Here is a 22,882-nt window from a genome sequence, read left to right as displayed (position 1 = left end):
ACTTTTTCATGTGCCGCCTTACTTTTATTTTTGGCTTTGGAAGACCAATTGTAAACCTAATCCAATATAAATGGTTCCGACAACTTTTCCCTGCCAGCGGGATACCTTACCATCTTTCTTGAATAGCTTATTCCCTAATGAACTTGCTAGAAAAGCTAGGGATGAGGTGTACAAAATACTCATTATTACAAAAACTAGACCTAGTGTTACTAATTGAATAACTACCGGTGGACCATCTGATTTTACAAATTGAGGCAGAAAGGCCAAGAAAAATAAGGATGTTTTTGGGTTAAGTAATTCTATTAATAATGCATGTCGAAAGGATACAGCCGGATTCTCTTGTTTGGCAATTGGCTGTGGTTCGAGTTTTTTTGTTTTTTCAAGCAATGCTTTTATTCCTAAAAAGATTAAATAGGCTGCACCTAAATATTTTACTACCTCAAAAGCTAATGCTGATGACATCAGGATGGCAGATAGTCCAAGAACGGCTGCAATCGAATGAAGTAAATCCCCCACAGCAATTCCAACACCGGTAATGATCCCAGTTTTTAATCCGCCTTTAAATGTCTGAGTTAATGTTAAAAAAACAGCCGGACCTGGGATTAAAAAAAGCACCAGTACGACCAAAATAAACGCCCACATATCCCTCTCCTCTATATACGTGTTTACAAGTATTTTATCACACTATTCTAGAGATTGGCTTTTTATTAAGTGTTGGAGAAAGAATGTCCGAGAGCATCGGCATACGGACTTTCTGCATTGACCCAAATGCCTTTTCTAGATGCTGTTCAGTCACTCCGTGCTTCCTGCATTGACCCAATTGCCTTTTCTAGATGCTCTTCGGTCACTCCAGCACCTCTGCATTGACCCAAATGCCTTGTTTAAATGCTCTTCGGTAACTATGAATCTTATATAGTTACCCAAACACCTTATTTTCCATCTCACGGTCACTATGACCCTCTTATAGTTACCCAAACACCTCAATATTTCATCTCTCGGTAACTATGAACCTCTTATAGTTACCCAAACACCTAATTTTCCATCTCACGGTCACTATAAACCTCTTATAGTTACCCTAACACCTTATTTTTCCATCTCTCGGTCACTATGAACCTCTTATAGTTACCCAAACACCTTAATATTTCATGTCTCGGTAACTATAAGCCTCTTATAGTTACCCAAACCCTTTCATTTCCTATCTCTCGGTCACTATAACTCTAAGCACAAAAAAACCGACATTAATTTTTGTCGGTTTCTTCTGTATGAATGACGCTCAAACTATTTTCACTTGGGTTTTCTACAATATGCTTAAGAATTGATAGCTTGTTTTCCCAAAATTTTTCGTAGAAGGACAGCCATTGTTTAAGTTCGGTTAACGGCTCTGGCTGCAGCCGATAAATTTTCTCTCTGCCTTGCTTCCGACCACTGACTAATTCAGCTGACGAAAGGACTTGAAGATGTTTGGCAATGGCCGTACGAGTCATGGGAAAATGAATTGCTATTTCTGAAATGGGCAACTCTTTTTCCGCAAGTAATCGTAGTACCTCTCTCCGAGTAGGGTCTGCAATTGCTTGAAATACATCATGCTTTTGTGCGGGAGTTGACACTTAGCTCTCCAAAAGTTGGCGCAGTTTTTGAACGATCCCTGCCCACCCCTGAGACATATTATCACGAATAGCAGAAGCCTTTTGGTTGGCCTTGCCAATAATTGCGTCAGATTGCGGCCAACCGCCATGAATAACGGTAAACTCTGTTTTATCACCTAAATCCTTTAAGCTAAACGATAAAAACCAGCCATCCGTATCCCAGTTAAACGAAAGCCCATTTGGGGGATCAAATTCAGTCACTTTACATGGAGATGGACCAAACGGAGATTGGATATGGAATTCATAGCCTACTTCGGGTTTAAAGTCATTTGGCATAAACCAAGCAGCAATCCCTTCTGAAGTTGATACTTGTTCCCAAACCTTATTGATAGGGGCATTAATTAAAACTGTTTGTTTAATATCTTGTAATGTATTTTCCAATGATTAATCCTACCTTCATCCTTTAATATGAAACCAATTGGTTTCGCTTTCTAAATTATATAAAACCATTTGGTTTCATGTCAATCTTTTTTCCCGTTTATTTTCCCCATAATCTCGATTTATAAATCAGAAAGATAAACACACTCTAGATAAAACTCTTTGAATTTTATATGAATGTTGTATAATGATACCATCATAAAATTCGAACAATTTAGAAAGAAGATGAGCATTTGTCAAAATCGCAAAAATACCAGATTTATATTCTGTTAGTTTTAGTGATGATGAGTTGGGGGCTTAATGTCATTGCATTAAAGATTATTGTTGATGTCTTTCCACCTATAACCATTACAGCTCTAAGGGTTTTTACAGCGGCCATTTGCGTATTTATTATCCTTTATTTCATTAAACAAATAAGGTTACCGACAAAGAAAGAATTTGTTTATATCCTGATAGCGACATTTTTCAATGTAGTCTGTCATCATTATTTTTTATCCATTGGCCTGTCAAAAACCTCAGCTTCAAACGGCGGACTTATCTTGGGGCTCGCTCCATTATTAACAACGATTATTGCATTTTTCTTTTTAGGAAATAGGATTTCGTTGTTACAGTTTTCGGGGATCATCTTGGGCTTAACGGGGGTTTCCTTTATTGTTGTGGTCGGGAATGGAGGAATTAGTAATATTTCCATTGGTGATATCTATGTGTTTCTTTCTATTCTAACGCAATCCTTCAGCTTTGTGATGATAAAGAAGATTTCCAAAACCTTGGATCCTCGCCTTATGACGGGATACATGCTGCTAATTGGTTCATTTATTCTTTTTATCATTGGCTTATTTAAGGAGCCACAGGGATTAGGCACGCTCACAGACGGGTCTCCAGGTGTTTGGCTGGTGTTTTTAGGCTCTGCAATTATTGGAACTGCTTTTGGCCATACGATATATAATGATTCAATTGGAAAAGTCGGGGTGTCCGAAGCCGCTATTTTTATTAACCTTAACCCCTTTTTCGCACTGATTAGTGCAGTTATATTCCTAGGTGAAGTTATTATTTTTTCTCAAATTATTGGCTTCCTATTAATATTATTTGGAGTTTTACTTGGATCAGGTGCGGTAGATGAGTATATACGGCAGACAAAGCAGAAAAAGAAAATCCCATACAGCTCGGTTTAAGCAGTGATCACACACTGCTTTTTTCACTGCCTAATACGTCTCAAGTCTTAGGAAAAAATAAATCTGTAGTACATTGGTAGTTAATCAAGAATCACTTATTATTAAACTATAAGAAGTGAAGGGCGGGGATTTAGAATGAAAAGGATTGTGATTCTTCTATTGATTATTACTGGGTTATATATTGTTTTTAACCAGTCGTTCCAGTTAGATGGTTTTATGTCTGGCGGCAGTAAGGAAGGCAGGGCTACGGTATCACAGAAAATTGACACCATAGAGATAAATGTGGGTTCCGTTCGCACCACAATTATTCCTGAGGACAGAAATGATGTAGAAGCGGTATTAACTGGTAATGGCTCACTAATCGTAAAAGAAGATGGAAACAGATTAGTAGTTGAAACGCAAAAAAAAATGTTTAATTGGTTCGCTTTTTCCGAAAAGAGAAAACTAAAAATCTATATTCCTGAAGATTATAATCGGAATATGAACATTCAACTTGGATCAGGCAGCTTGGATTTCTCCGGAGATTCAATGAAATTAAATAAGCTTTCTTTAGATATTGGTTCAGGGAATGTAAATCTCGATCATTTAGAAGTGGCAGAATTTACACATGATGGTTCTTCTGGCAATGTTGAAATTGACACTTTAACGACGAAAACAGGTACTTTTGACCTTAGTTCTGGAAATTTAGATATCGAACATTATACTGGCGCCATTCATGCAGATGTTTCATCAGGGAAATTCTCCGTTCAAATGGATAAGTTAAATGATTCGATTGAAATTGACCTTAGTTCTGGAAACGTGAACCTCGATTTGCCCGATAACGCTGATTTCAGCTTAGTTGGCAATGTAAGCAGTGGAAATATACAGAGTGAGTTTCCTTTAACTACTACGAGCAGCAATAAGAAAAGCCTTAAAGGAACCCATGGTTCCGGTAAACATAAGATAGATATTTCCGTTTCAAGCGGTGATGTTGATATTTTTTAGTATAAAAAAGAGCGTATGGACCATGCGCTCTTTAACTGTAACCAAAAGTGTCCATTTTTCATAACGTATAATGCCCTGTGCTTTTACTATGGAAGGAGCGTTATGATGTACTTTTACCATTATCCTTACCCACTTCACCCTCAGCCGCGTATTTACCCGAGTTATAATCAATATCAGCCAATACCTAGGCAATATCCGCAGGTGGATGTGAATGTCTTCAAGAAGTCCATTAAGACCTATAGATTATTAATGGACCAAGGTAGTATCCTTTTAGACAGATTAGGAGATTCAAACTTTGATCTTAAGTTAATGTCAGCTGCACAGAAAGGGAACCATGCAGAAGTGGATACCTTAATGAAATCACTTGGACTAAAAGTGCCTGTGAAAACAAATTTTACGCCAACTGGTGTGACTTTCGATCTTACAGCACACACAGACCCAAGTGTACCCATGAGTTGCTGTACATTATCCATACACCTAAAATGGGGAAATTAGCAAACCATTCACCGAAAGTCTTTTTTGGAATACAAAAAAGGCGGAGATTTCCGCCTCTTTATCATTCCAATTGAGCAGGGACATTCCCTTTTAACAGAAATTCTTCAAACTTTTCTGCAGATAATGGTTCGCTATAGTAATAGCCTTGTCCGATTTGGCATGCGTTCCTAGTTAGGAATTTCACCTGCTCTTCCGTTTCGATACCTTCCGCAATGACAGAGAATTTCAAATTCATCCCCATATCAATGATGGTCTTCACCATCATTCCTTTATTAGAATGTGAAATAATGTCGTCTACAAAGGATTTATCAATCTTGATTTTATCAATCGGTAAATGTTTCAAATAGCTTAATGACGAGTAGCCTGTCCCAAAGTCATCCACAGATAACTGAACGCCTAAATCCTTTAATTGATTCAGAATAATAGTAGAGTTATCTAAGTTTTGCATCAGACTTTCAGTAATTTCGAGTTCCAAATAACTTGCCTCAAGTCCAACCTCCTCAATCATCTCAGAAATGAATGGGAGAATATTTTCATCTTGAAATTGCCGTACAGAAACATTTACTGCTATAGGGAAATCCTCATATCCAGCGTCCTTCCACGCCTTTCTCTGTTCAAATGCCCTTCTTAAAATCCATTTTCCGAGTGGCACGATAAGACCCGTTTCTTCTGCAAGTGGAATAAATTCAGCCGGAGCAATATATCCGTATTCTGGATGAGTCCAACGAATCAACGCTTCTACCCCGACAATTTGACCTGTACGGAGATCAAACTGGGGCTGATAGTGAAGGGTCATTTGTTCCTGCTCCAAGGCTCTTCGCAACCAGTTCTCTAATTTCATTTTCCACGTTGAGATGCCATCGAGATTATTTGAGTAAAATTGATAGGTATTTTTTCCGTGGTCCTTAGCTTGGTACATAGCTGTATCAGCATTTTTAATAAGTGCTTCCTCATCTGTTCCATCTGTGGGATAGATACTAATACCGATACTTGGGGTAACATAGAATTCGTCACTATACACTTCAAATGGGGTTGAAAATTCATTAAGAATTCGTTTAGCCACTCGTGATGCATTTTCTTTTTCACTATCTTCTAACAGTATAATAAATTCATCGCCGCCCTGGCGAGATACTAATCCTTCATTTTGAACTGCGTTTTCTAATCGTGCTGCCACCTTTTGAAGTATAATATCGCCAACCGTGTGACCTTTCGTATCATTGATGATTTTAAATCGATCTAAATCTAAGAAAATGACAGCGTGGGTTTTATTCTCTTGATGGTGTAATATTTCATTTAGATGGTATCTAAACTGATTTCGATTTGGCAACCCCGTTAAAGTATCATAATAGGCCATAAATTTAATGGTTTGCTCCGATTTTTTCCGTTGAGTGATATCTCTGCCCACTACTTGAACGGCAAAGCGACCTTCATAGAGAATAGTCCTTGCTGCCATCTCTACCTCAATGCTTTCACCGTCTGTTCTTCTTACCTGAAATTCAAAAAGAAATCGTTCAGTTTCCAATTTATCTGTAGAGAATACTCTACTCTTGATTAAATCTGTAATTTGAGAAGAAACAAAATTCTTAGCCGATTGGCCAATCACTTCCGCCTGACAATCCGCCCCAATTAATTTACAGCCTGCTTCATTTATATATTCAATTTTCCCATTATAAACAACGGCAATGATATCGGGTGACATCTCTACTAAACTTTGATAAAGTCCTTCACTTTCTTTGCGGTCAGTAATATCGAATAACACACTATTAAAGTCTACAAAATCACCTTTTTGGTCAATGGTCGGAATCCCTCTATCCTGAATCCAGCGGACTTCACCATCTGGTCGTATGATTCGATATTGGCTAGTAACCGGTTGTCCCATTGCAAGTTTCTGTCCTCTATCCTCTAAAACATACAAATCCTCTGGATAAATTACTTCTTTCCACAGATTTGTATCTTCGTAAAAATTTTCCATTTTATAGCCGTATAACTTTTCAATCCCTGGAGTAATTAGTAAACTGTCATTCTTCATATCATGGGACCAAATTGCAACATCAAGAGTATCAAATATATTTTCCATCTTTTTTTGATTTTTTTGAAATTCATCTGCTTTCTTATCATATTCTTTTAATAAGAAGAAAATGATGAAGGTAGAAGCTATATAGATAGTAAGAGTAATATAACTAACTATTTTAATTGAATGAATCATCTCAGGAAATACAATATCTGCTGCTTCAAAAGCGGCCAATAAAAAAAAGAAGAGGATTAATAACAACATATATAAATTACCTTTTTTTACCATGTTTGTCTCCAATTCTAGTATGTTATACATTAAAAATAGCAAATTTTTTACAATATAACAATTGAATTATTTTTCATATCCGGAGTAGTGTTTTGTATCTTAATAGTATGAATCCATATAGCTGCTATAGATACATTGGGCCTATTATTTTCCTATTCCTTAATTAACTATTTAAGAGTAAAATATAACTTATTTTATAAAACCATTTAGAAATAGGAGAATTTCGTGGAAGAACAAAAAAACACTAAATTTCAAGAACAGACACTCTTTACTATTACTTGGCCGCTCTTAATTGAGCTTTCCCTTCATATGGGGATGGGCATTGTGGCTACCCTCATGTTAAGTCATTACTCCGATCAAGCAGTAGCAGGTGTTGGTGTAGCCAACCAACTTTTAAATATCTTCATTTTGGTTTTTAACGTCACTTCCATCGGTGCAACGGTTTTAATAAGTCAAAATCTTGGGGCAGGAAAACTTAAACGTGCCAGACAATTATCATATTCCGTATTTGGATTGAATTTCTGGTTTGGAATATCCATAGCCATTCTTGTATATGTTTTAGGAGAACCCATGCTTCGATTATATAATATTCATGGACAGGTGTTTGACTATGGACTTACCTTTGTCCAAATATGTGCACTATCTCTCTTTTTCGAGTCACTCTCGCTCGCCTTGAGTGCAATCCTTCGCAGTTATGGATATACCAAGGAATCAATGATGGTTACTATTGTTATGAATTTGATTAGTATTGGCGGTAATATCGTTGCCACTACAGGAATTTTTGGGTTACCGGTTACAGGCGTGACGGGTGTATCCTGGGCTATTTTTGCCGCACGTGCCTTTGCGGTTTGCGCTCTGCTCTATTTGTTATATCGCCGACTTTCCTTAAAAATCGTTTTCAAAGACATATTCAATGTTAAAAAGGATGATATCCGCGGATTGCTCCAAATTGGGATTCCATCAGCTGGAGAAAATCTCTCCTATCAATTATCACAGGTGGTCATTACTAGCTTTGTTGTTACAATGGGGACCGCCTCATTAGCGGCGAGAGTATATATTTTGAATATTAACATGCTTTGTTTTTTGTTTACACTCGCCATTGCTCAAGGTACTCAGCTGTTAGTAGCACGTTATATTGGGGCTAAACAATTTGACCGTGCCTTAAAACGTGGAATTCGCACCTTAAAAATCGCCATGGTCGCATCAACCCTAGCTTCACTTGCCATCGCCATGGGTGGGGGTTCGATTTTAAATGTATTTACAGAGGACCCCACCATTATTATAGTTGGACTTCCTGTCCTGTGGGCTATTGTCTTTGTTGAACCTGGGAGAGCGATGAATATTGTCTTAATGAACTCCTTAAAATCTGCAGGAGATGTTCGTTTTCCAGTTGTTATTGGCATTATTTCGATGTGGGGAATAGCCGTACTTCTTAGCTATCTTTTTGGTGTTCATTTTGGCTTAGGTCTGTTAGGAATTTGGCTTGCTCAGGGTGCAGATGAGTGGCTGCGCGGCTGCTTTGCTTTAAGGCGATGGCTTTCAAAGCCGTGGGAACGGCTTTCTAAACCAAAGCTAAGCGCACAAAAGACGATTTCAAATTAGAAATCGTCTTTTACATTTACATTCGATAAACTCTCGTCTCATAAGGCTGTAAAATGTGCATATTTTCTTGCTCTGCTACCTGATAATTATTTAATAAAAGATAACATTTTTCAATGTTAATACTACTAGTTTCAGCTGGATTTACAGAAAGGTTCGCGATTACTAGTATCTTTTCTTTACCAAGCGTTCTGGTATAGGCGAAAATCTGTGGATCTTCAGCGAGCAGCAAATCGTACGTGCCATAAGTTAACACTTCATTTTCTTTCTTAAGTTGTATCATTTTTTTGTAAAAATTCAGTATCGAATCTTCATCCTTTTTCTGTAAAGCAACATTAATTTCTTTATAATTCGGGTTAACCTTAAGCCACGGGCTGCCTGAAGAAAACCCAGCATTTTTCTCTGCTGACCACTGCATAGGAGTCCTAGAATTATCACGACCGGAAGCCCAAATCACTTCCATTATTTCTTCATGGGAAATTCCTTCTGCCTTCTTCAAAGCGTACATGTTTTTTGCAGATACATCATTATAGTCATCAATCGAATCAAATTTAACATTTGTCATTCCTATTTCTTGACCCTGATAAATAAATGGTGTTCCCTGCATAAAGAAGTAAATTGCTCCGAATGCAGTTGCACTTTCACGCCAAAACTCTTGGTCATTTCCCCATGTTGAGACTACACGTGCCTTGTCATGATTCTCGATAAAAAGAGCATTCCACCCTTTTCCTTCAAGACCTTTTTGCCAGCGGGTTAAAACATCTTTTAACTCGACAATGTTAAGTTCTTTTTTCACTTCAGCATCCCATAGATTAAGGTGCTCAAATTGAAAAACCATATTGAACTTCCCTTGTTTTTCGCCGACCCACTGTTCAACATCCGCTGCGTCATCAACCGTTACACCATTTGCCTCGCCGACTGTCATGATGTCGTACTTTGAAAACGTCTCTTCCTTTAGTTCATCTAGGAACGAATGAATACCATCAACATTCATCATTTTTTCAAAGCAAGGGACATACTTTAAGCCCTCAGGATTTGGCATATCTAGAAGACCTTCTTCTTTTTTAATATGGCTGATCGCATCGACACGGAATCCATCGATTCCTTTATCAAGCCACCAATTTACCATCTCATAAAGCGATTTCCGAACCTGTTTATTTTCCCAGTTAAGGTCAGGCTGTTTTTTTGAAAAAATATGCAAGAAATACTGATCGGTCGTTTCGTCATATTTCCAAGCAGAACCGCCAAAAATACTCTCCCAATTATTCGGCTCTTTCCCGTCTTTTCCGTCCCTCCAAATATACCAGTCTCGCTTTGGACTGTCTTTAGAAGACTGAGACTCTATAAACCATGGATGCTCATCGCTTGTGTGGTTGATCACTAAATCCAGGATTAGCTTCATGCCGCGGCTATGAACACCTTCCAGCAGCTCATTAAAATCGGTAATTGTCCCGAATTCATCCATAATATCCTGATAATCGGAAATATCGTAGCCGTTATCGTCATTAGGAGATTTGTACATTGGAGACAGCCAAATTACATCGATTCCTAATTCTTTCAGGTAATCTAATTTGGAGGTTACTCCCTTTAAATCCCCAATCCCGTCTCCGTTACTATCCATAAAGCTTCGGGGATATACCTGATAGGCAACACTTTCTTTCCACCATTTTTTCTTCATGTCTGCACCTCTTTTCTTTGATGTCTTTACCCACCACATTCGCGATACTGGTTGGTCAATCAAAACTGATCCCAAATAAGTTTTTGCGAAACCTGTTATCTTGTTCATAACAAAAGACTAGCAACACTAATGTCCTTACTAATACATAAGTGTTACTAGCTGTTTTCAATGCTTCAAATCGTTAATTTCTCGTCAGTCATACATGACTTCTAGTTTTATCAAAATCCTTGATCACTTCGTTCAGTTCGGCTGCTTTGAAAATTGTTTCAATTAATTGTAAGACACGTAACACTTCGTCATTTTTGACGATTGGTTCAGCTTTTCCTTCCACCACTGAAACCACATTGTCATAAAAGCTTTCCATTGTCTTTTCTACTTTCGGCAATTCCAATGTACTGACAGCTTTTTCAGACGGAGGGGCCATTGTTTTCGTCAGTCCTTGCCCAGCTTTAATTGGTTTTGGAGCTTCTATATTTTCACCAAGATTCTGAGTCACGATTTTACCGTTGATATCCCAATCATGGATGACAGCTGTTCCTTGTGTCCCTTTTGTGTACCAACGCGGCAGTTGAACAAAGTTTGTTGTTCCAACTTCCACTAAAGAAGTGGTCCCGTTTTCAAAAGTTATAAATGCCTGAAATCCATCATCTACTTCATCGCCTAAAACATAAGATAACTGAGCATAGACACTTGTAATCTTACTATCGACCATAAATAATAATTGATCCAACAAATGTACACCCCAATCGAGTACCATTCCTCCGCCAAACTCTTTCAGGTGGCGCCAGTCTCCAGGAATTCCATTTGCACCTTGGACCCTAGATTCAATATGAAAGACCTCACCAATAATCTGTTCATCATATACTTTTTTTATGGTGAGAAAATCTTCATCCCATCTGCGATTTTGGTGCACTATAAACGTACGGTCATTCAATTTTGCTGCCTGCATGATTTCTACTAACTCTTCACTGTAAATGGTGACAGGTTTTTCACAAATGACATGTTTTTTAGCGTTTAAGGCCGCGATTGCGATTTCTTTATGCACATCGTTTGGAGTGGCAATGAGGACAAAATCAACGTCATCATCGGCTAAAACTGCAGTTAAGCTTTCATATGCCTTATAGCCGTCTGTGATAGAAGCCGCTTTTCTTTCCTCCATAACATCATATGTTCCAACAACATTTATATTTTTGTTTTCTTTGAGCAACTGCTTCGCATGATAGCTTCCCATCCCGCCATAACCAACAATGACTAATTGATATTCTTTATTCTTCAATTTTGACTCTCCTTTTCTATCCTGCTTTTTCAAAACATTCCTTATTTGATTCCATCTTTTTATGAAAATAAGTTATAAGATTTAGATGATATAATTAAAACATGTACTATTTTGCCTTTTGGACAAATTGTTATTTTCACCAACTCAAGCGGATATTACTTTCAGATAATATCGATAAAATGCAGAAAATGATAAGTAAGCGATTAATGCCCCTGTAAAAAAAGGAAGCAAAAACCAAAATACATTTAAACTAATATATAGTAGGATACTGCTGCTAATGAGAATCGTTAAAAATAATACCGGACTTCCAATTGTAATTAGTAAGGTTTTCTTCAAAGCAGTCAGTAAGTTCAAGCGGTAATGTGAAATAACTGTAAAGAAGTTGATCGAGAAAACAAATAACACCATTCCTAGAAATAAGAAAATACCCATAAGTATGGCATTGTCCTTACTAAAATAGTAGAAATCCACAGCCCAGATGGTCCAAACAGCAGTTAAAACCAAACCGCCCATTAGACTTTTAATGTAGTTTTCTTTATAGTAACGCCAATATTGCTTTAAGCTGGTACTCTCGTCCTTGATAACCCAATCCCGTGCAGACGCAAACATCGCGGTCGTTGCGGGAAAAAATAAAAGTGGCAGCAAAATAATAAGAGGAACTAGTAAAAAGAACTGGACCCCTTTTTGTTCCACATATAGTATATTAAATAAAATAAACACAATGGGAATATTAAAAACCATCCATAGTATATTGCCTACACTAAATCTCATAAACCAATCACAAAGGCGGTATAATCCCCCCATCATACCAGAAGTATTCTTCATATTTGACCTCCCATATTGAAATAAAAACCCCCTCAAGTAAGTGTGTCTCATCGACTAAACACAAGTGTACTTAAAGGGGGCACTTTTTATATCAATTCTATGCCCACCATATATCGGATGGAGCTTCTTCGATAATCACGCTTTTTAGATTTTTGACTGCCCGACTGAAACCTTCATCAATTGACATGATTGGATCTTCATGCTCGATGCTGATTACGTAATCATACCCATATGTTTTTAGGGCACTTATGATATTAGACCACTCTTGAATACTATGGCCATATCCTACAGAACGGAAAGTCCAAGCTCGGGTTTGCACGTTTGAATAAGGCTGCATATCTGTTAATCCATACATGTTTACATTTTCTTGGTCTATATATGTATCCTTTGCATGGAAATGATGGATGGCATTTTCCTTACCTAATATTTTAATTGCTGCAACTGGATCAATACCCTGCCACCATAAATGACTAGGATCAAGATTTGCACCGATAGCATCACATGTTGCCGCCCGTAACTTAAGCATCGTATGAGGAGTATGAACTAGAAATCCTGCATGGAGCTCCAAGCCGATCTTTACTCCATTTTCCTGAGCAAATTGACCTTGTTTTTTCCAATACGGGATAAGTTTTTCCTCCCATTGCCATTGTAAGAGTTCTGAATACTCATTCGGCCATGGTGTTACAGGCCAGTTAGGAAACTTCGCTCCCTCTTGGTCTCCAGGGATACCAGAAAAAGCATTCACTACCGGTACATTCATCATCGCTGCCAACTTAATTGTTTTGGTTAAGGTATCATGTGATTCTTTTGCAAATTGCTCGTCAGGTGAAATGGGGTTTCCATGACAACTGAAAGCACTAATGGTTAAACCACGAGATTGAACTTTTTCAAGATATTCAGCTCGCTTTTCTTCGCTTTCTAGCAATTCATCTACTGGGCAGTGGGCATTACCAGGATAACAACCTGTGCCAATTTCTATAGCTTTTAAGCCAGACGCTTGTACATGGTCCAGCATTTCTTCAAATGACTTTTCTGAAAATAGAACGGTAAAAACACCTAATTTCAAGATTACTAACCTCCATTCAATTATATAAATTCAACAAATTATCCTGTTTCACTGATTTACTTATGATTGCACCTGAAAAATCTTGGTAATCTCTTTACTTTCATTAGATTCAATTGCCGCAATAATCACTTCTAATGACTTTTTACCTTCCTCACCACTAATAGGAGGCACCGTATCATTTTCAATAGAAGAAACAAAGTTTTCAATTACATGTGTATTCTTTTGTCCACCCTCATCGTTAGACTGTATTTTTCCTAATTCATAGCGAACCACTTCACCCGTACGATATTGAACGATTAAGGAATAGTTCGGATCATCTTCTAATCGTAAAATCGCCTTTTCACCGTAAATCACCGTAGAGTTGTCTTCACTCGCCGTGTAAGCCCAACTAGCTGCAAGTGTTCCAATAATGCCGTTTTCTGTTTTTAGAATAAATACAGCATTGTCATCCACATCTGTGTTTTCTTTTGCACTTGTTTCTACAAAGCTGGCAACCTCAACAAATTCTACTCCTAATAAATAGCGAAGAAGATCAGCTTTATGAACACCCAAGTCACCCATTGCCCCAATAAAAGCTTGTTCTTTTTTAAAGAACCAGCTATCTTTTCCGTCAGCACTCCAACCTTCTGGACCACCGTGGCCAAACGTGGTTCTAAAGCTATAAATTTTACCTACTTCACCATTTTCGATTAATTGCCTTGCTCTCACATGGGAAGGCACAAAACGTTGATTATGAGCAATCATTAATTTCTTGTTATGAGTGTGAGCGGCGTCTATCATTTGGTCCGCTTCTTCTCTTGATGTCGCCATTGGTTTTTCACATAAAACGTGGCATCCAGCATTTAATGCTGCAATCGATACAGGTGCATGAAGAGCATTTGGCAAACAAACACTTACTGCATCGATCTTTTCATTTGCAAATAACACTTCATAACTTGTGTAAGCTTTGGCATTATATTTTTCAGCCATTTCATTCGCACGTGTTCTAACGATATCACATACCGCGGTAATTTCGACCCCAGAGTGTGCATGATATTCTGGTAAGTGGCGGTGTTTTGCAATACTGCCACATCCAATAACAGCTACTTTTAATGTCATAATTTTCGCTCCCCTTCGTACTAGCTTATTTTACTATTGCCTTTTCTGAGATAGTCTCTAATGGCTTCGAGTTTCCATATACAGGTGTAGCAGTTTTAGAAGGTTTTGCCCAATTTACACCGTTTTTAATTACTCTTTGAATTTCTGTATTATGATATGTTTTATATGTTTCATGTCCAGGACGGAAGTAGAAAATTTTACCTTGTCCGCGTTTGAACGTACAGCCGCTGCGAAAAACCTCTCCACCTTCAAACCAGCTAATAAATACGAGTTCATCTGGTGTAGGAATATCAAAATGTTCACCATACATTTCTTCTTGCTCTAATTCAATGTATTGTCCAAGGCCTTCTGCAATCGGATGTGTTGGATCAACCACCCAAATGCGCTCCTTTTCACCAGCCTCACGCCACTTAAGGTCACAGCCTGTCCCCATTAACTTTTTGAAAACCTTTGAGAAATGGCCTGAATGCAAGACAACTAAGCCCATACCTTCTAATACTCTTTTGTGTACTTTTTCTACAATCTCATCCTTAACTTCATTATGTGCTTTATGGCCCCACCAAACTAATACATCTGTTTCATTTAATACATCATCAGTTAAACCGTGTTCAGGCTCATCTAACGTTGCGGTTTTAACATTAATTTGGTCTTCTTTTAAAAATTCGGCAATTGCTCCATGGATCCCATTTGGATAATTTTCTGCGACCACTGTATTTGTCTGTTCATGTCGGTTTTCATTCCATACCAATACATTCATTTTTATCCTCTCCTTATATTCTAGATAATTTTATGTTAGGCAAACGTTTGCGTAATTTTATGCACGAATGCCTCAGTTTTCAATTAATTTGAGGCTTCTTCATGTTGTACACTTTACATGATTCTCTTTCCACTATAATTGCAGGGATGATAATACTCTTTTTAATTGTTTCTGGTTCTTTTATCTGTTCTAATAAGCATCGCGCCGATTCATACCCCAATTGAAACGTTTGTATATCTACCGAAGTTAAAGGAGGGGTTGATAGACTTGAAATTATCGTGTTATTAAAGCTCACAATACTAATGTCATCTGGTACCTTAATATTACGTTCTTTTAAAGCTAACAATATAATTAGTGCATTTAAATCATCTGTAACGACGATTGCTGTGGGAGGTTCTGCTAAATTCAATAATTCATTAATTGCTCGTGATCCTAGGTCCCGATCATATGGAAAGTTTTTTATATAGTCCTCATTAATTTCCAAATTACCGTCTCTTACTGCTTCCTTATAACCGTTTAATCTCGCTTCTGTTACTTCGAACCGGATGTCTCCACCGATAAAACCTATCCGCTGATGCCCACGTTTGATGACATAATCCGTAGCATCCTTTGCAGCTTGAACATTATCATTATCCACATACATCATTTTATTTGATTCATATACAGGTTTTCCAATCACGGCGAAAGGAATTCCGGACGTCATGAGAAATGGAACTACTTTATCGTCCTTTTTTGAATACAAGACAATAATGCCATCCACTCGTTTCCCTTGGACCATTTTTACCGTATCAACAAAGATGTCCTCTTCTGTTTCCCCTGTGGTGAGGAGCATACTATAACCTTGCTTATGGCAAAAAGCACTTATTCCACTTAACACTTCAGGAAAAACAGGATTAAGCAGAGATTGGCTTGTTGAATTCTTCATGACAATCCCAATAGTCTGTGTTGATTTCTGAACTAGAGTTCTAGCATTAAGATTAAGATGATAGCCCATTTCTTCCATAACTTTACGAACTTTCCGTTTTGTTTTTTCACTAATACTTGGACTATCAGACATAACACGTGAAACAGTTGAGGGAGCCACATTGGCTTTTTTCGCAACATCTTTAATCGTAACTGACATCCCTTTTCCCCCTTTTTTGCTATATATATGGATAATCATTCACTAAAGTTGTTAATTCTATCTATTTATAAAAAAACAACAAACTATTACCCTATTATAGCTCTATTTGACAGCCCCGTCAGATACTCCTTTAATAATTTGTTTTTGTGCAAAGAAGTAAGCAATGATTACAGGAATAATTGCAATTGTTAATCCTGCTAAGGCTAAATGCCATTGCTTTGTAAATTGTCCAAAGAAAAAGAACATTTTTAAAGGAATCGTCGCAGACTCTTCTTTTAATACAAGTGATGGTAATAAAAAGTCATTCCAAATCCAGATTACATTCAAAATTCCAACAGTAACTGAAATGGGCTTTAACAATGGGAAAATAATATGCCAAAACACTTGGAATTTGCTCGCTCCATCAATGTATGCAGCTTCATCTAGTGATATAGAAATACCTGTCATAGCGCCATGGTATAAGAAAATGGAAAGGCTGCTTCCAAATCCTAAATACATAAAGATTAAACCAACTCGATTTAACATTTCAGCTTGGCCGAAGATCGAGACAAGCGGAATCATGACGGATTGGAATGGAATAAGCATTGCACCAACAAAAAGGAAAAAGATAATCCCACTTAGTTTACTTTTATTTCTTGCTAATGCATAACCTGCCATTGAAGAAAACAGGATAATAACCCCTACACCTAAAACAGAAATAAGCAGGGAGTTAAATAGAGAGCTAATAAAGTCTAAATGATCAAAAGCCTCGACAAAGTTATCCGCGGTAAATTCATCTGGCATTCCCAGCACATCCGTAAAAATTTCCCTTTTTGTTTTAAAGGCGTTTACAAGCATTAAGTAAAATGGTGATAACCAAAGAATAGCTAGTAGAAGGCCGAAAATCTCAAGTAAAAAACGACTTTTTTTCTTTTGTTTCATTACAAGTCGACCTCCCGTTTCTTGTTGTAGTAAACATTTGTCAAGGCTACAGCTGCAACTAGGATTAAGAAGATAACTCCTTTTGATTGCGCTAAAGCCATTTGGTTTTCATTAAAGGCAGTTTTATAAATTTCCATCGCTACCATTTGTGTGGAGTTGAATGGTCCTCCACCTGTTAATGATAAGTTTTGATCGTATATTTTAAAAGAGTGTGAAACCGTCAAAAACATACTTACCGTGAAGGCAGGTGCAACCAATGGAAAAATAATATTTTTGAATCGTTGGAAGCTATTTGCCCCATCAATTTCTGCTGCTTCAAGTAAGTCACCCGGTATATTCTCCAAATAGGCAATATAAATAATCATAATGTATCCAGCCCACTGCCAACAATTAAGAATCACAAGTCCCCAAAAGCCTGTTTCTGTAGTAGATAACCAACCTTTTAAAGCTTCAATTCCCAGTAAATCTCCGATACTACTAAAGGCACTTACAAAAATAAACTGCCAAATAAATCCTAGAATAAGCCCGCCGATTAAGTTAGGCATAAAGAATACAGTTCTTAAAAAGTTGCTTGATTTTAGACCTTGTGTAACAAGTAAGGCGAGTCCCATACCTAGGACATTCAATAAGATGACCGATACAACGGCAAATTTAATCGTAAACCAAAGTGAAGCTCTGAATTCTTCTTCCTTAAATAAATCAATATAGTTGCTAAAGCCTAAAAACTCGTCAGCGGTAAGACCATTCCAGTTTGTGAAGGAATAAACAAACCCATAGAGTAAAGGGATGATGACCACTAGTCCTAAAGCTAAAAGAACTGGTGTCACAAAAATCCAAAACGATATATCCCGATTTCTCACCTAAGTCCCCCCAATACAATTCCCGACATGTGTATATCGGTAAGTTAAAAATGTACTGCCAAAATTTGATCTAATTGCTAATAACCCAGTATAAAAATGTTTTTAAAGAAGCTAACGAAGCATCAGTTACGCTTCGTTAGCTTTTTACATTACTTTACTAGCGTGTTCAACCTATTAAAATAAACAATCAAATACATAAATCTAGACTATTTACGTGATTTTTCCCAAGATTCTTGTGCGGTTTTTATTGCCTCTTCCCAAGAACTTTCGCCACTTAAATATTTTTGCATATTAACAGCTAATACTTCTTCCTGCCAACCGATAGGTGATCCTAAGAATACCCAGCCAATTGTGTTGCCTTCAGAAGAATATTTGTAAATTTCCTGTGAAAGTGGATCAGCAATTTTTGCTGTGTCATAACCTTCATATGCAGGGATAAATTTAAAGTCTTCCATTACAGCAGTTTTACCAGCATCAGATGTATACATCCAATCTAAGAAGTCCTTAGAAGCTTGTACTACTTTTTCATCACTCTTCTTATTTACTGCCCAGTACATTGGAACACCTACAGGTAGTTTTCCTTCAAAACCTTCAACAGGAATTGGAATCATACCAATATTTTTTTCAGCGTGTTCTGGATCGATATCTAGGATAGAGTTATAAGTCCAGTTTCCTTGCTGGATCATTGCAACTTTTCCTAATGAGAATAATTGCTCAACTTGTTGAGAATAGTCTAGGCTTAATACGGGCTGTACTGAATACTTAGCTTGTAGGTCAAGCATTCTCTTTAATTCTTCTGATTTTGTGAATGGTGCAGATTTTGCATTAAATGCTTCAAGAACACTATGGTTGAAATCAGGAGCCATGTAAACGTTCGCTAAGTGGTTACCGATTACCCAAGTTTCTTTAGCCGCTAGCGCAAATACTGCATCAAGGCCAAGTTCTTTCTTCTTGCTATCTAATGTTTTAACCGCTTTTTCTAAATCTTCATATGTTTTGAGTGTAGCTGGGTCGATTCCAGCATCTTTAAACACTTTCTTATTGTAAATATATCCGTAACCTTCTTGGTTGAACGGCAAGCCAAGAACTTCTTCGCCTTCCTTGACGCTATCAAGTGTTCCCTCAAGAGCGGCTGATGCTGATTTTGTCTCTGATAAATCCGCCAGCCATTCTCTGTAATCTTCAACATCTGACGGCCCGCCTACGTTAAAAATGTCCGGCTCATCTCCTGCAGAGAAGGCTGACTTTAATGATGCACCGTAGTCATTTCCGCCACCGACTGTTTTTACATTTATATCGACATCAGGGTTTTCGTCTTCATACTTTTTTACAAGATCTTCAAATTGTTTTTTAAACTCAACTTTAAATTGGAAAACGTCAACTGTTACCTTATCCCCTGAATCCTCTTTCTCGCTACTGCTAGAAGATGCACATCCACCTAATACAAGGCTAGATGCTAAGAGAGTTGATAGAATTCCCGCATAAAACTTTTTACTCTTCATTCCTTTTTTCCTCCTAATATAAAGTCTTTAATCGTTTTCCCACCATGAATTCGTTTGCATAAATTCATGCAAAAGCACATAGCGTAAACGCTTCCAATAATAGTTTAAAAGAAATAAAATTTGGGTAACCCTTTATCCAACTAGTAATTACACAAAATTTAACTCTATGAAATATTTACGAAAACGTTTGCACTACGTGATTGAATTTATCTTAACACAGCATTACTAGAATCACAATATTTTTTTTATCATCATTTTTACAGAATTCTTTATCTTCTAATTTTCAAGGTAATTTTTATAAACAACTATGCTTGATAAATTTTCACAAGTGAACACATGGAATTATTTAGTATTCTAGTAATTTTTTTCATATAATATAGTAAAAGTACTATAAAACTTTTTTGGGGTGGTGTTATCATTAAAAATCTTAATGGATGTATAGCGGTTGTTACCGGGGTAAGTCATGGAAAAGGAATTGGAGCTGCAATTTGTAAAAAACTAGCAATAGAAGGTGCAGATATTTTCTTTACTCATTTGAATGCTGATAGAGACTGGATTGTAAATTTTCAAGCCAGCATAGAAGAACATAAAGTTAAATGTGCAAATGTAGAAATGGATCTTTCGAAATCAAGCACACCGGCTAAATTAATGGACTTAGTAAATTTAAAATTAGGTTCACCTACGATTTTGGTTAATAATGCAGCTCATTCCACTAGAGATGGGTATATGAATTTAGATGCAAAAATACTTGATGATCATTATGCAGTAAATATGAGAGCCACTTTCCTATTGTCTGTTGAATTTGCACGTCGGATTAGAGACTCTCAGAATGCGATGGGACGGATTATTAATCTTACATCAGGACAAGCACTTGGTCCCATGGCGGGTGAATTGGCTTATGCTGCAACGAAGGGGGCTATATCTGCTTTTACTCTTTCCTTATCTGCAGAGCTTGCACCTCTTGGAATTACAGTAAATGCAGTAAACCCAGGTCCAACGGACACTGGGTGGATGAACGAAGAAATCAAGCAAGAATTGTTGCCAAAATTTCCATTTGGACGTATTGGAATTCCTGAAGATGCTGCTCGCCTAGTTGCATTCCTTGCCAGCGAAGAAGCACAATGGATTACAGGACAAATATTCAATTCTGAAGGTGGTTTTTTAAGAAGCTAGGGAGATTGTATTCATCAAAAAAGGGTGTCCACGTTTTCCCTCTTTTGGCAATAGTTTGTCCTATTTTCTTGGATCTACGTAATCAGGATAATCGGTAATAATTCCGTCCACGTTCATATCTAAAAGAAATTGAGCTGCTTCATGGCTGCGAACTGTCCAGGATTGGATTTTCATTCCCAGTGCATGAACTTGATTAACTAATTCTTCCGTAACAATGCCATAGCTTGGGTTAAAGTAGTCAGCATAGGCTGAGAATTCTTGTAATGCTTGTTCCGTTGTGTGAGCCCTATTGGATGTAAGGACACCAATGGGCACTTTCGGTAATAGGCTGTTTGTTAGTTTCATAGATTCAAAATTAAAAGATTGAATGATGATTTTTTCATTTTGAGGCTTATCTAGATTTCGTTCAATTAATTTTTGGGCTACTTGTTCTTCAATTCCAGGATAAAGCTCAGGTGATTTTAATTCTATTAAAATACCCGTTCTCCCATGATACCGATCAAGAATTTCATCTAATGTAGGAATTTTTTCCCCTTTAAATTGTTCCGCTTTCCAGCTGCCTGCATCAAGACTTCTAATCTGTTCAAACGTTAAGTCCTTCACATACCCGGTACCATCTGTTGTTCTGTCAACGTTATTATCATGAATAATGACCAATTCTCCATCCTTACTTCTTTGAACATCAATTTCAATATAATCTGCTTTCATTTCTACCCCTTTATCAAAAGCGGCAATGGTGTTTTCAGGAGCATACCCTGTTGCCCCGCGGTGGGCTACCGTATCAACTTGACGTAACTCCCCCGTTGTTTCTGCTGCAAAAGCCTGCTGGAACGGACTTAATAATAACGTAATAGCAAGGCCAGCTCCAAATAAAGTTGCTTTTTTCATTTTCTCCATCTCCCTTTTAAATGTGTCTACAATTAGTATTGTATGGGAGAATTGTTTAGCTAATATGTTATCAACGTTTAGACTTGATTAATGTAAGGTAAAATAAACTAGTTAAATGTTCATGCATTAATTTACAAATAATTCGGTCTTTTACCCTTTGCAAAAAAATAAGCAGTGATATGGTATCCCTATCGCATGACCGATGCCGAATAGGGAGCAAGCTTCAAAAAAGGTGTCCACGTTTTGTGGGCACCCTATTGATACTTTACTCTTTATCCGGACTGTTTACCATGATTCCCGCAACCTGTGTTAATCGATCATAAAAGGCAGACCCTGCCGGATTATCGTATAGACCAATCTCGATAAAAGCTTCTTTCATACAGCGAAGCCAGCACTGCGCTCTCCTTGGTGTTACTTCAAAAGGTAGATGACGCCCTCTCATTGCCGGCGGTCCGAATTCTTGACTATACAGTGCCGGACCTCCTAAAAATTGCGGAAGAAACATTCGTTGCTTCCTTTTAATTTCTTCCATATCCCCTTCAAAAAGCGGCCGTAACTCTGGATCTGCATAGACTCGAGGATAAAAAGCATCAACAAGTTTATCGATCGTTTCTTGCCCGCCAATTTCACTATAAAGAGTTTTAAACTTATAATCCACGTTCCACACCCCTTTTACTTTCTTTTGATTATAAAGAAAAAACAGGTGGAGCTTCGTGATTTATATCACACTATTAAAGACCAAAACAAATTTAGGCGAACAAGGGGCAACTAATTCCACTTTTATTCGATCCGGATCTTCAAAAAAAACAGCGTAATAGTCTGAACCTCCAGCGTATGGATGTTTATCAAAGTAGAGGATATTAACCCCCCTTTCCTTCAATTTTTCAGTCATTTCATCTACATGTTCCCTTGACTTTGCATGAAAGGCTAGATGGTTTAATCCAACTCTGCTTCGATGGTAGGGACTATCTAGGAATCGTTCTTCAGCTTGGACAAAAACGAGATACGTCTCCTGATGTTTCCAACTAATACCCCTATCCCACTTTTGATACTCTTCATACCCTAATTCCGTTAATAGCCATCCCCAAAATTCAATCGTTTTAGGTAGATTCGAAACATTTATTTCAACATGGTGCAGCATA

Annotated in this window: 22 protein-coding genes; 5 read left to right on the top strand and 17 right to left on the bottom strand. The window is 37.5% G+C overall.

All coding sequences use genetic code 11. The features are described 5' to 3' along the window. Nucleotides 1-24 precede the first annotated feature (24 nt). The 3 genes from V7124_RS11325 to V7124_RS11315 all read right to left on the bottom strand — a co-directional run bounded on the left by V7124_RS11325 (nucleotide 25) and on the right by V7124_RS11315 (nucleotide 2,027). Nucleotides 25-642: a LysE family translocator gene (locus V7124_RS11325; RefSeq protein ID WP_335489046.1), complete on the bottom strand. Its 618-nt coding sequence runs from the start codon at nucleotides 640-642 to the stop codon at nucleotides 25-27. 596 nt (nucleotides 643-1,238) lie between these two features. Further along, entirely contained in the window at nucleotides 1,239-1,607 is a 369-nt protein-coding gene (locus V7124_RS11320; RefSeq protein WP_335489044.1) for an ArsR/SmtB family transcription factor, read from the bottom strand. After that, nucleotides 1,608-2,027, bottom strand: a complete 420-nt coding sequence (locus tag V7124_RS11315; protein ID WP_335489042.1) for an SRPBCC family protein — start codon at nucleotides 2,025-2,027, stop codon at nucleotides 1,608-1,610. A gap of 230 nt (nucleotides 2,028-2,257) precedes the next feature. Here V7124_RS11315 and V7124_RS11310 point away from each other — a divergent pair, with 230 nt between their 5' ends. From V7124_RS11310 to V7124_RS11300, 3 genes are all read left to right on the top strand, one after another. Further along, entirely contained in the window at nucleotides 2,258-3,196 is a 939-nt protein-coding gene (locus V7124_RS11310; protein ID WP_335489039.1) for a DMT family transporter, read from the top strand. A 135-nt stretch (nucleotides 3,197-3,331) separates the two neighbouring features. Further along, nucleotides 3,332-4,180, top strand: a complete 849-nt coding sequence (gene liaG / locus V7124_RS11305; protein WP_335489036.1) for a LiaG family protein — start codon at nucleotides 3,332-3,334, stop codon at nucleotides 4,178-4,180. Between the two features lie 105 nt (nucleotides 4,181-4,285). Beyond that, on the top strand, nucleotides 4,286-4,675 hold the full coding sequence (locus tag V7124_RS11300) for a hypothetical protein (protein WP_335412434.1): 390 nt from the start codon (nucleotides 4,286-4,288) through the stop codon (nucleotides 4,673-4,675). Nucleotides 4,676-4,736: 61 nt separating this feature from the next. On the opposite strand, the gene V7124_RS11295 is transcribed toward V7124_RS11300, so the two are convergent. Beyond that, nucleotides 4,737-6,974, bottom strand: coding sequence for a sensor domain-containing protein (locus tag V7124_RS11295; RefSeq protein WP_335489033.1), 2,238 nt, complete (start codon nucleotides 6,972-6,974; stop codon nucleotides 4,737-4,739). Nucleotides 6,975-7,199: 225 nt separating this feature from the next. Here V7124_RS11295 and V7124_RS11290 point away from each other — a divergent pair, with 225 nt between their 5' ends. Further along, nucleotides 7,200-8,576 carry an MATE family efflux transporter gene (locus V7124_RS11290; RefSeq protein ID WP_335489030.1) on the top strand — a complete coding sequence of 459 codons (1,377 nt, stop codon included), beginning with the start codon at nucleotides 7,200-7,202 and terminating at the stop codon, nucleotides 8,574-8,576. A gap of 16 nt (nucleotides 8,577-8,592) precedes the next feature. On the opposite strand, the gene V7124_RS11285 is transcribed toward V7124_RS11290, so the two are convergent. The 10 genes from V7124_RS11285 to V7124_RS11240 form a co-directional block, all read right to left on the bottom strand. Beyond that, nucleotides 8,593-10,251 carry a glycoside hydrolase family 13 protein gene (locus tag V7124_RS11285; protein ID WP_335489028.1) on the bottom strand — a complete coding sequence of 553 codons (1,659 nt, stop codon included), beginning with the start codon at nucleotides 10,249-10,251 and terminating at the stop codon, nucleotides 8,593-8,595. A 196-nt stretch (nucleotides 10,252-10,447) separates the two neighbouring features. After that, on the bottom strand, nucleotides 10,448-11,527 hold the full coding sequence (locus V7124_RS11280; RefSeq protein ID WP_335489025.1) for a Gfo/Idh/MocA family protein: 1,080 nt from the start codon (nucleotides 11,525-11,527) through the stop codon (nucleotides 10,448-10,450). A 144-nt stretch (nucleotides 11,528-11,671) separates the two neighbouring features. Next, entirely contained in the window at nucleotides 11,672-12,352 is a 681-nt protein-coding gene (locus V7124_RS11275) for a YesL family protein (protein ID WP_335489022.1), read from the bottom strand. A 97-nt stretch (nucleotides 12,353-12,449) separates the two neighbouring features. Continuing rightward, nucleotides 12,450-13,418, bottom strand: a complete 969-nt coding sequence (locus tag V7124_RS11270) for a sugar phosphate isomerase/epimerase family protein (protein ID WP_335489019.1) — start codon at nucleotides 13,416-13,418, stop codon at nucleotides 12,450-12,452. 60 nt (nucleotides 13,419-13,478) lie between these two features. Next, a complete protein-coding gene (locus V7124_RS11265) occupies nucleotides 13,479-14,519 on the bottom strand; it encodes a Gfo/Idh/MocA family protein (protein ID WP_335489147.1) in 1,041 nt (346 codons plus the stop codon). A gap of 22 nt (nucleotides 14,520-14,541) precedes the next feature. Beyond that, nucleotides 14,542-15,273, bottom strand: coding sequence for a ThuA domain-containing protein (locus tag V7124_RS11260; RefSeq protein ID WP_335489016.1), 732 nt, complete (start codon nucleotides 15,271-15,273; stop codon nucleotides 14,542-14,544). Nucleotides 15,274-15,352: 79 nt separating this feature from the next. Further along, complete coding sequence (locus V7124_RS11255; RefSeq protein ID WP_335489014.1) at nucleotides 15,353-16,396, bottom strand: LacI family DNA-binding transcriptional regulator; 1,044 nt, start codon at nucleotides 16,394-16,396, stop codon at nucleotides 15,353-15,355. Nucleotides 16,397-16,498: 102 nt separating this feature from the next. Beyond that, the gene (locus tag V7124_RS11250; protein WP_335412452.1) at nucleotides 16,499-17,317 is read right to left on the bottom strand and encodes a carbohydrate ABC transporter permease; all 819 of its coding nucleotides are present in this window, start codon (nucleotides 17,315-17,317) and stop codon (nucleotides 16,499-16,501) included. Then, complete coding sequence (locus tag V7124_RS11245; RefSeq protein WP_335412454.1) at nucleotides 17,317-18,177, bottom strand: carbohydrate ABC transporter permease; 861 nt, start codon at nucleotides 18,175-18,177, stop codon at nucleotides 17,317-17,319. The genes V7124_RS11250 and V7124_RS11245 overlap by 1 nt, the downstream gene beginning before the upstream one ends. 206 nt (nucleotides 18,178-18,383) lie before the next feature. Beyond that, nucleotides 18,384-19,679, bottom strand: a complete 1,296-nt coding sequence (locus V7124_RS11240; RefSeq protein WP_335489011.1) for an ABC transporter substrate-binding protein — start codon at nucleotides 19,677-19,679, stop codon at nucleotides 18,384-18,386. 417 nt (nucleotides 19,680-20,096) lie between these two features. Here V7124_RS11240 and V7124_RS11235 point away from each other — a divergent pair, with 417 nt between their 5' ends. Beyond that, a complete protein-coding gene (locus V7124_RS11235; RefSeq protein ID WP_335489145.1) occupies nucleotides 20,097-20,852 on the top strand; it encodes an SDR family oxidoreductase in 756 nt (251 codons plus the stop codon). 60 nt (nucleotides 20,853-20,912) lie between these two features. Here V7124_RS11235 and V7124_RS11230 read toward each other — a convergent pair whose 3' ends face one another. The 3 genes from V7124_RS11230 to V7124_RS11220 all read right to left on the bottom strand — a co-directional run bounded on the left by V7124_RS11230 (nucleotide 20,913) and on the right by V7124_RS11220 (nucleotide 22,881). After that, entirely contained in the window at nucleotides 20,913-21,740 is an 828-nt protein-coding gene (locus V7124_RS11230; protein ID WP_335412458.1) for a glycerophosphodiester phosphodiesterase, read from the bottom strand. 265 nt (nucleotides 21,741-22,005) lie between these two features. Beyond that, nucleotides 22,006-22,398: a globin gene (locus tag V7124_RS11225; protein WP_335489008.1), complete on the bottom strand. Its 393-nt coding sequence runs from the start codon at nucleotides 22,396-22,398 to the stop codon at nucleotides 22,006-22,008. 60 nt (nucleotides 22,399-22,458) lie between these two features. Continuing rightward, nucleotides 22,459-22,881: a VOC family protein gene (locus tag V7124_RS11220; protein WP_335489004.1), complete on the bottom strand. Its 423-nt coding sequence runs from the start codon at nucleotides 22,879-22,881 to the stop codon at nucleotides 22,459-22,461. Nucleotide 22,882: the final 1 nt, after the last annotated feature.

The organism is Neobacillus niacini (assembly GCF_036961885.1).
In the GTDB taxonomy this organism is placed as follows: domain Bacteria; phylum Bacillota; class Bacilli; order Bacillales; family Cytobacillaceae; genus Neobacillus; species Neobacillus niacini_H.
Note: the sequence above shows the minus strand (reverse complement) of the source record. Positions and strands in the feature narration are given on the sequence as shown.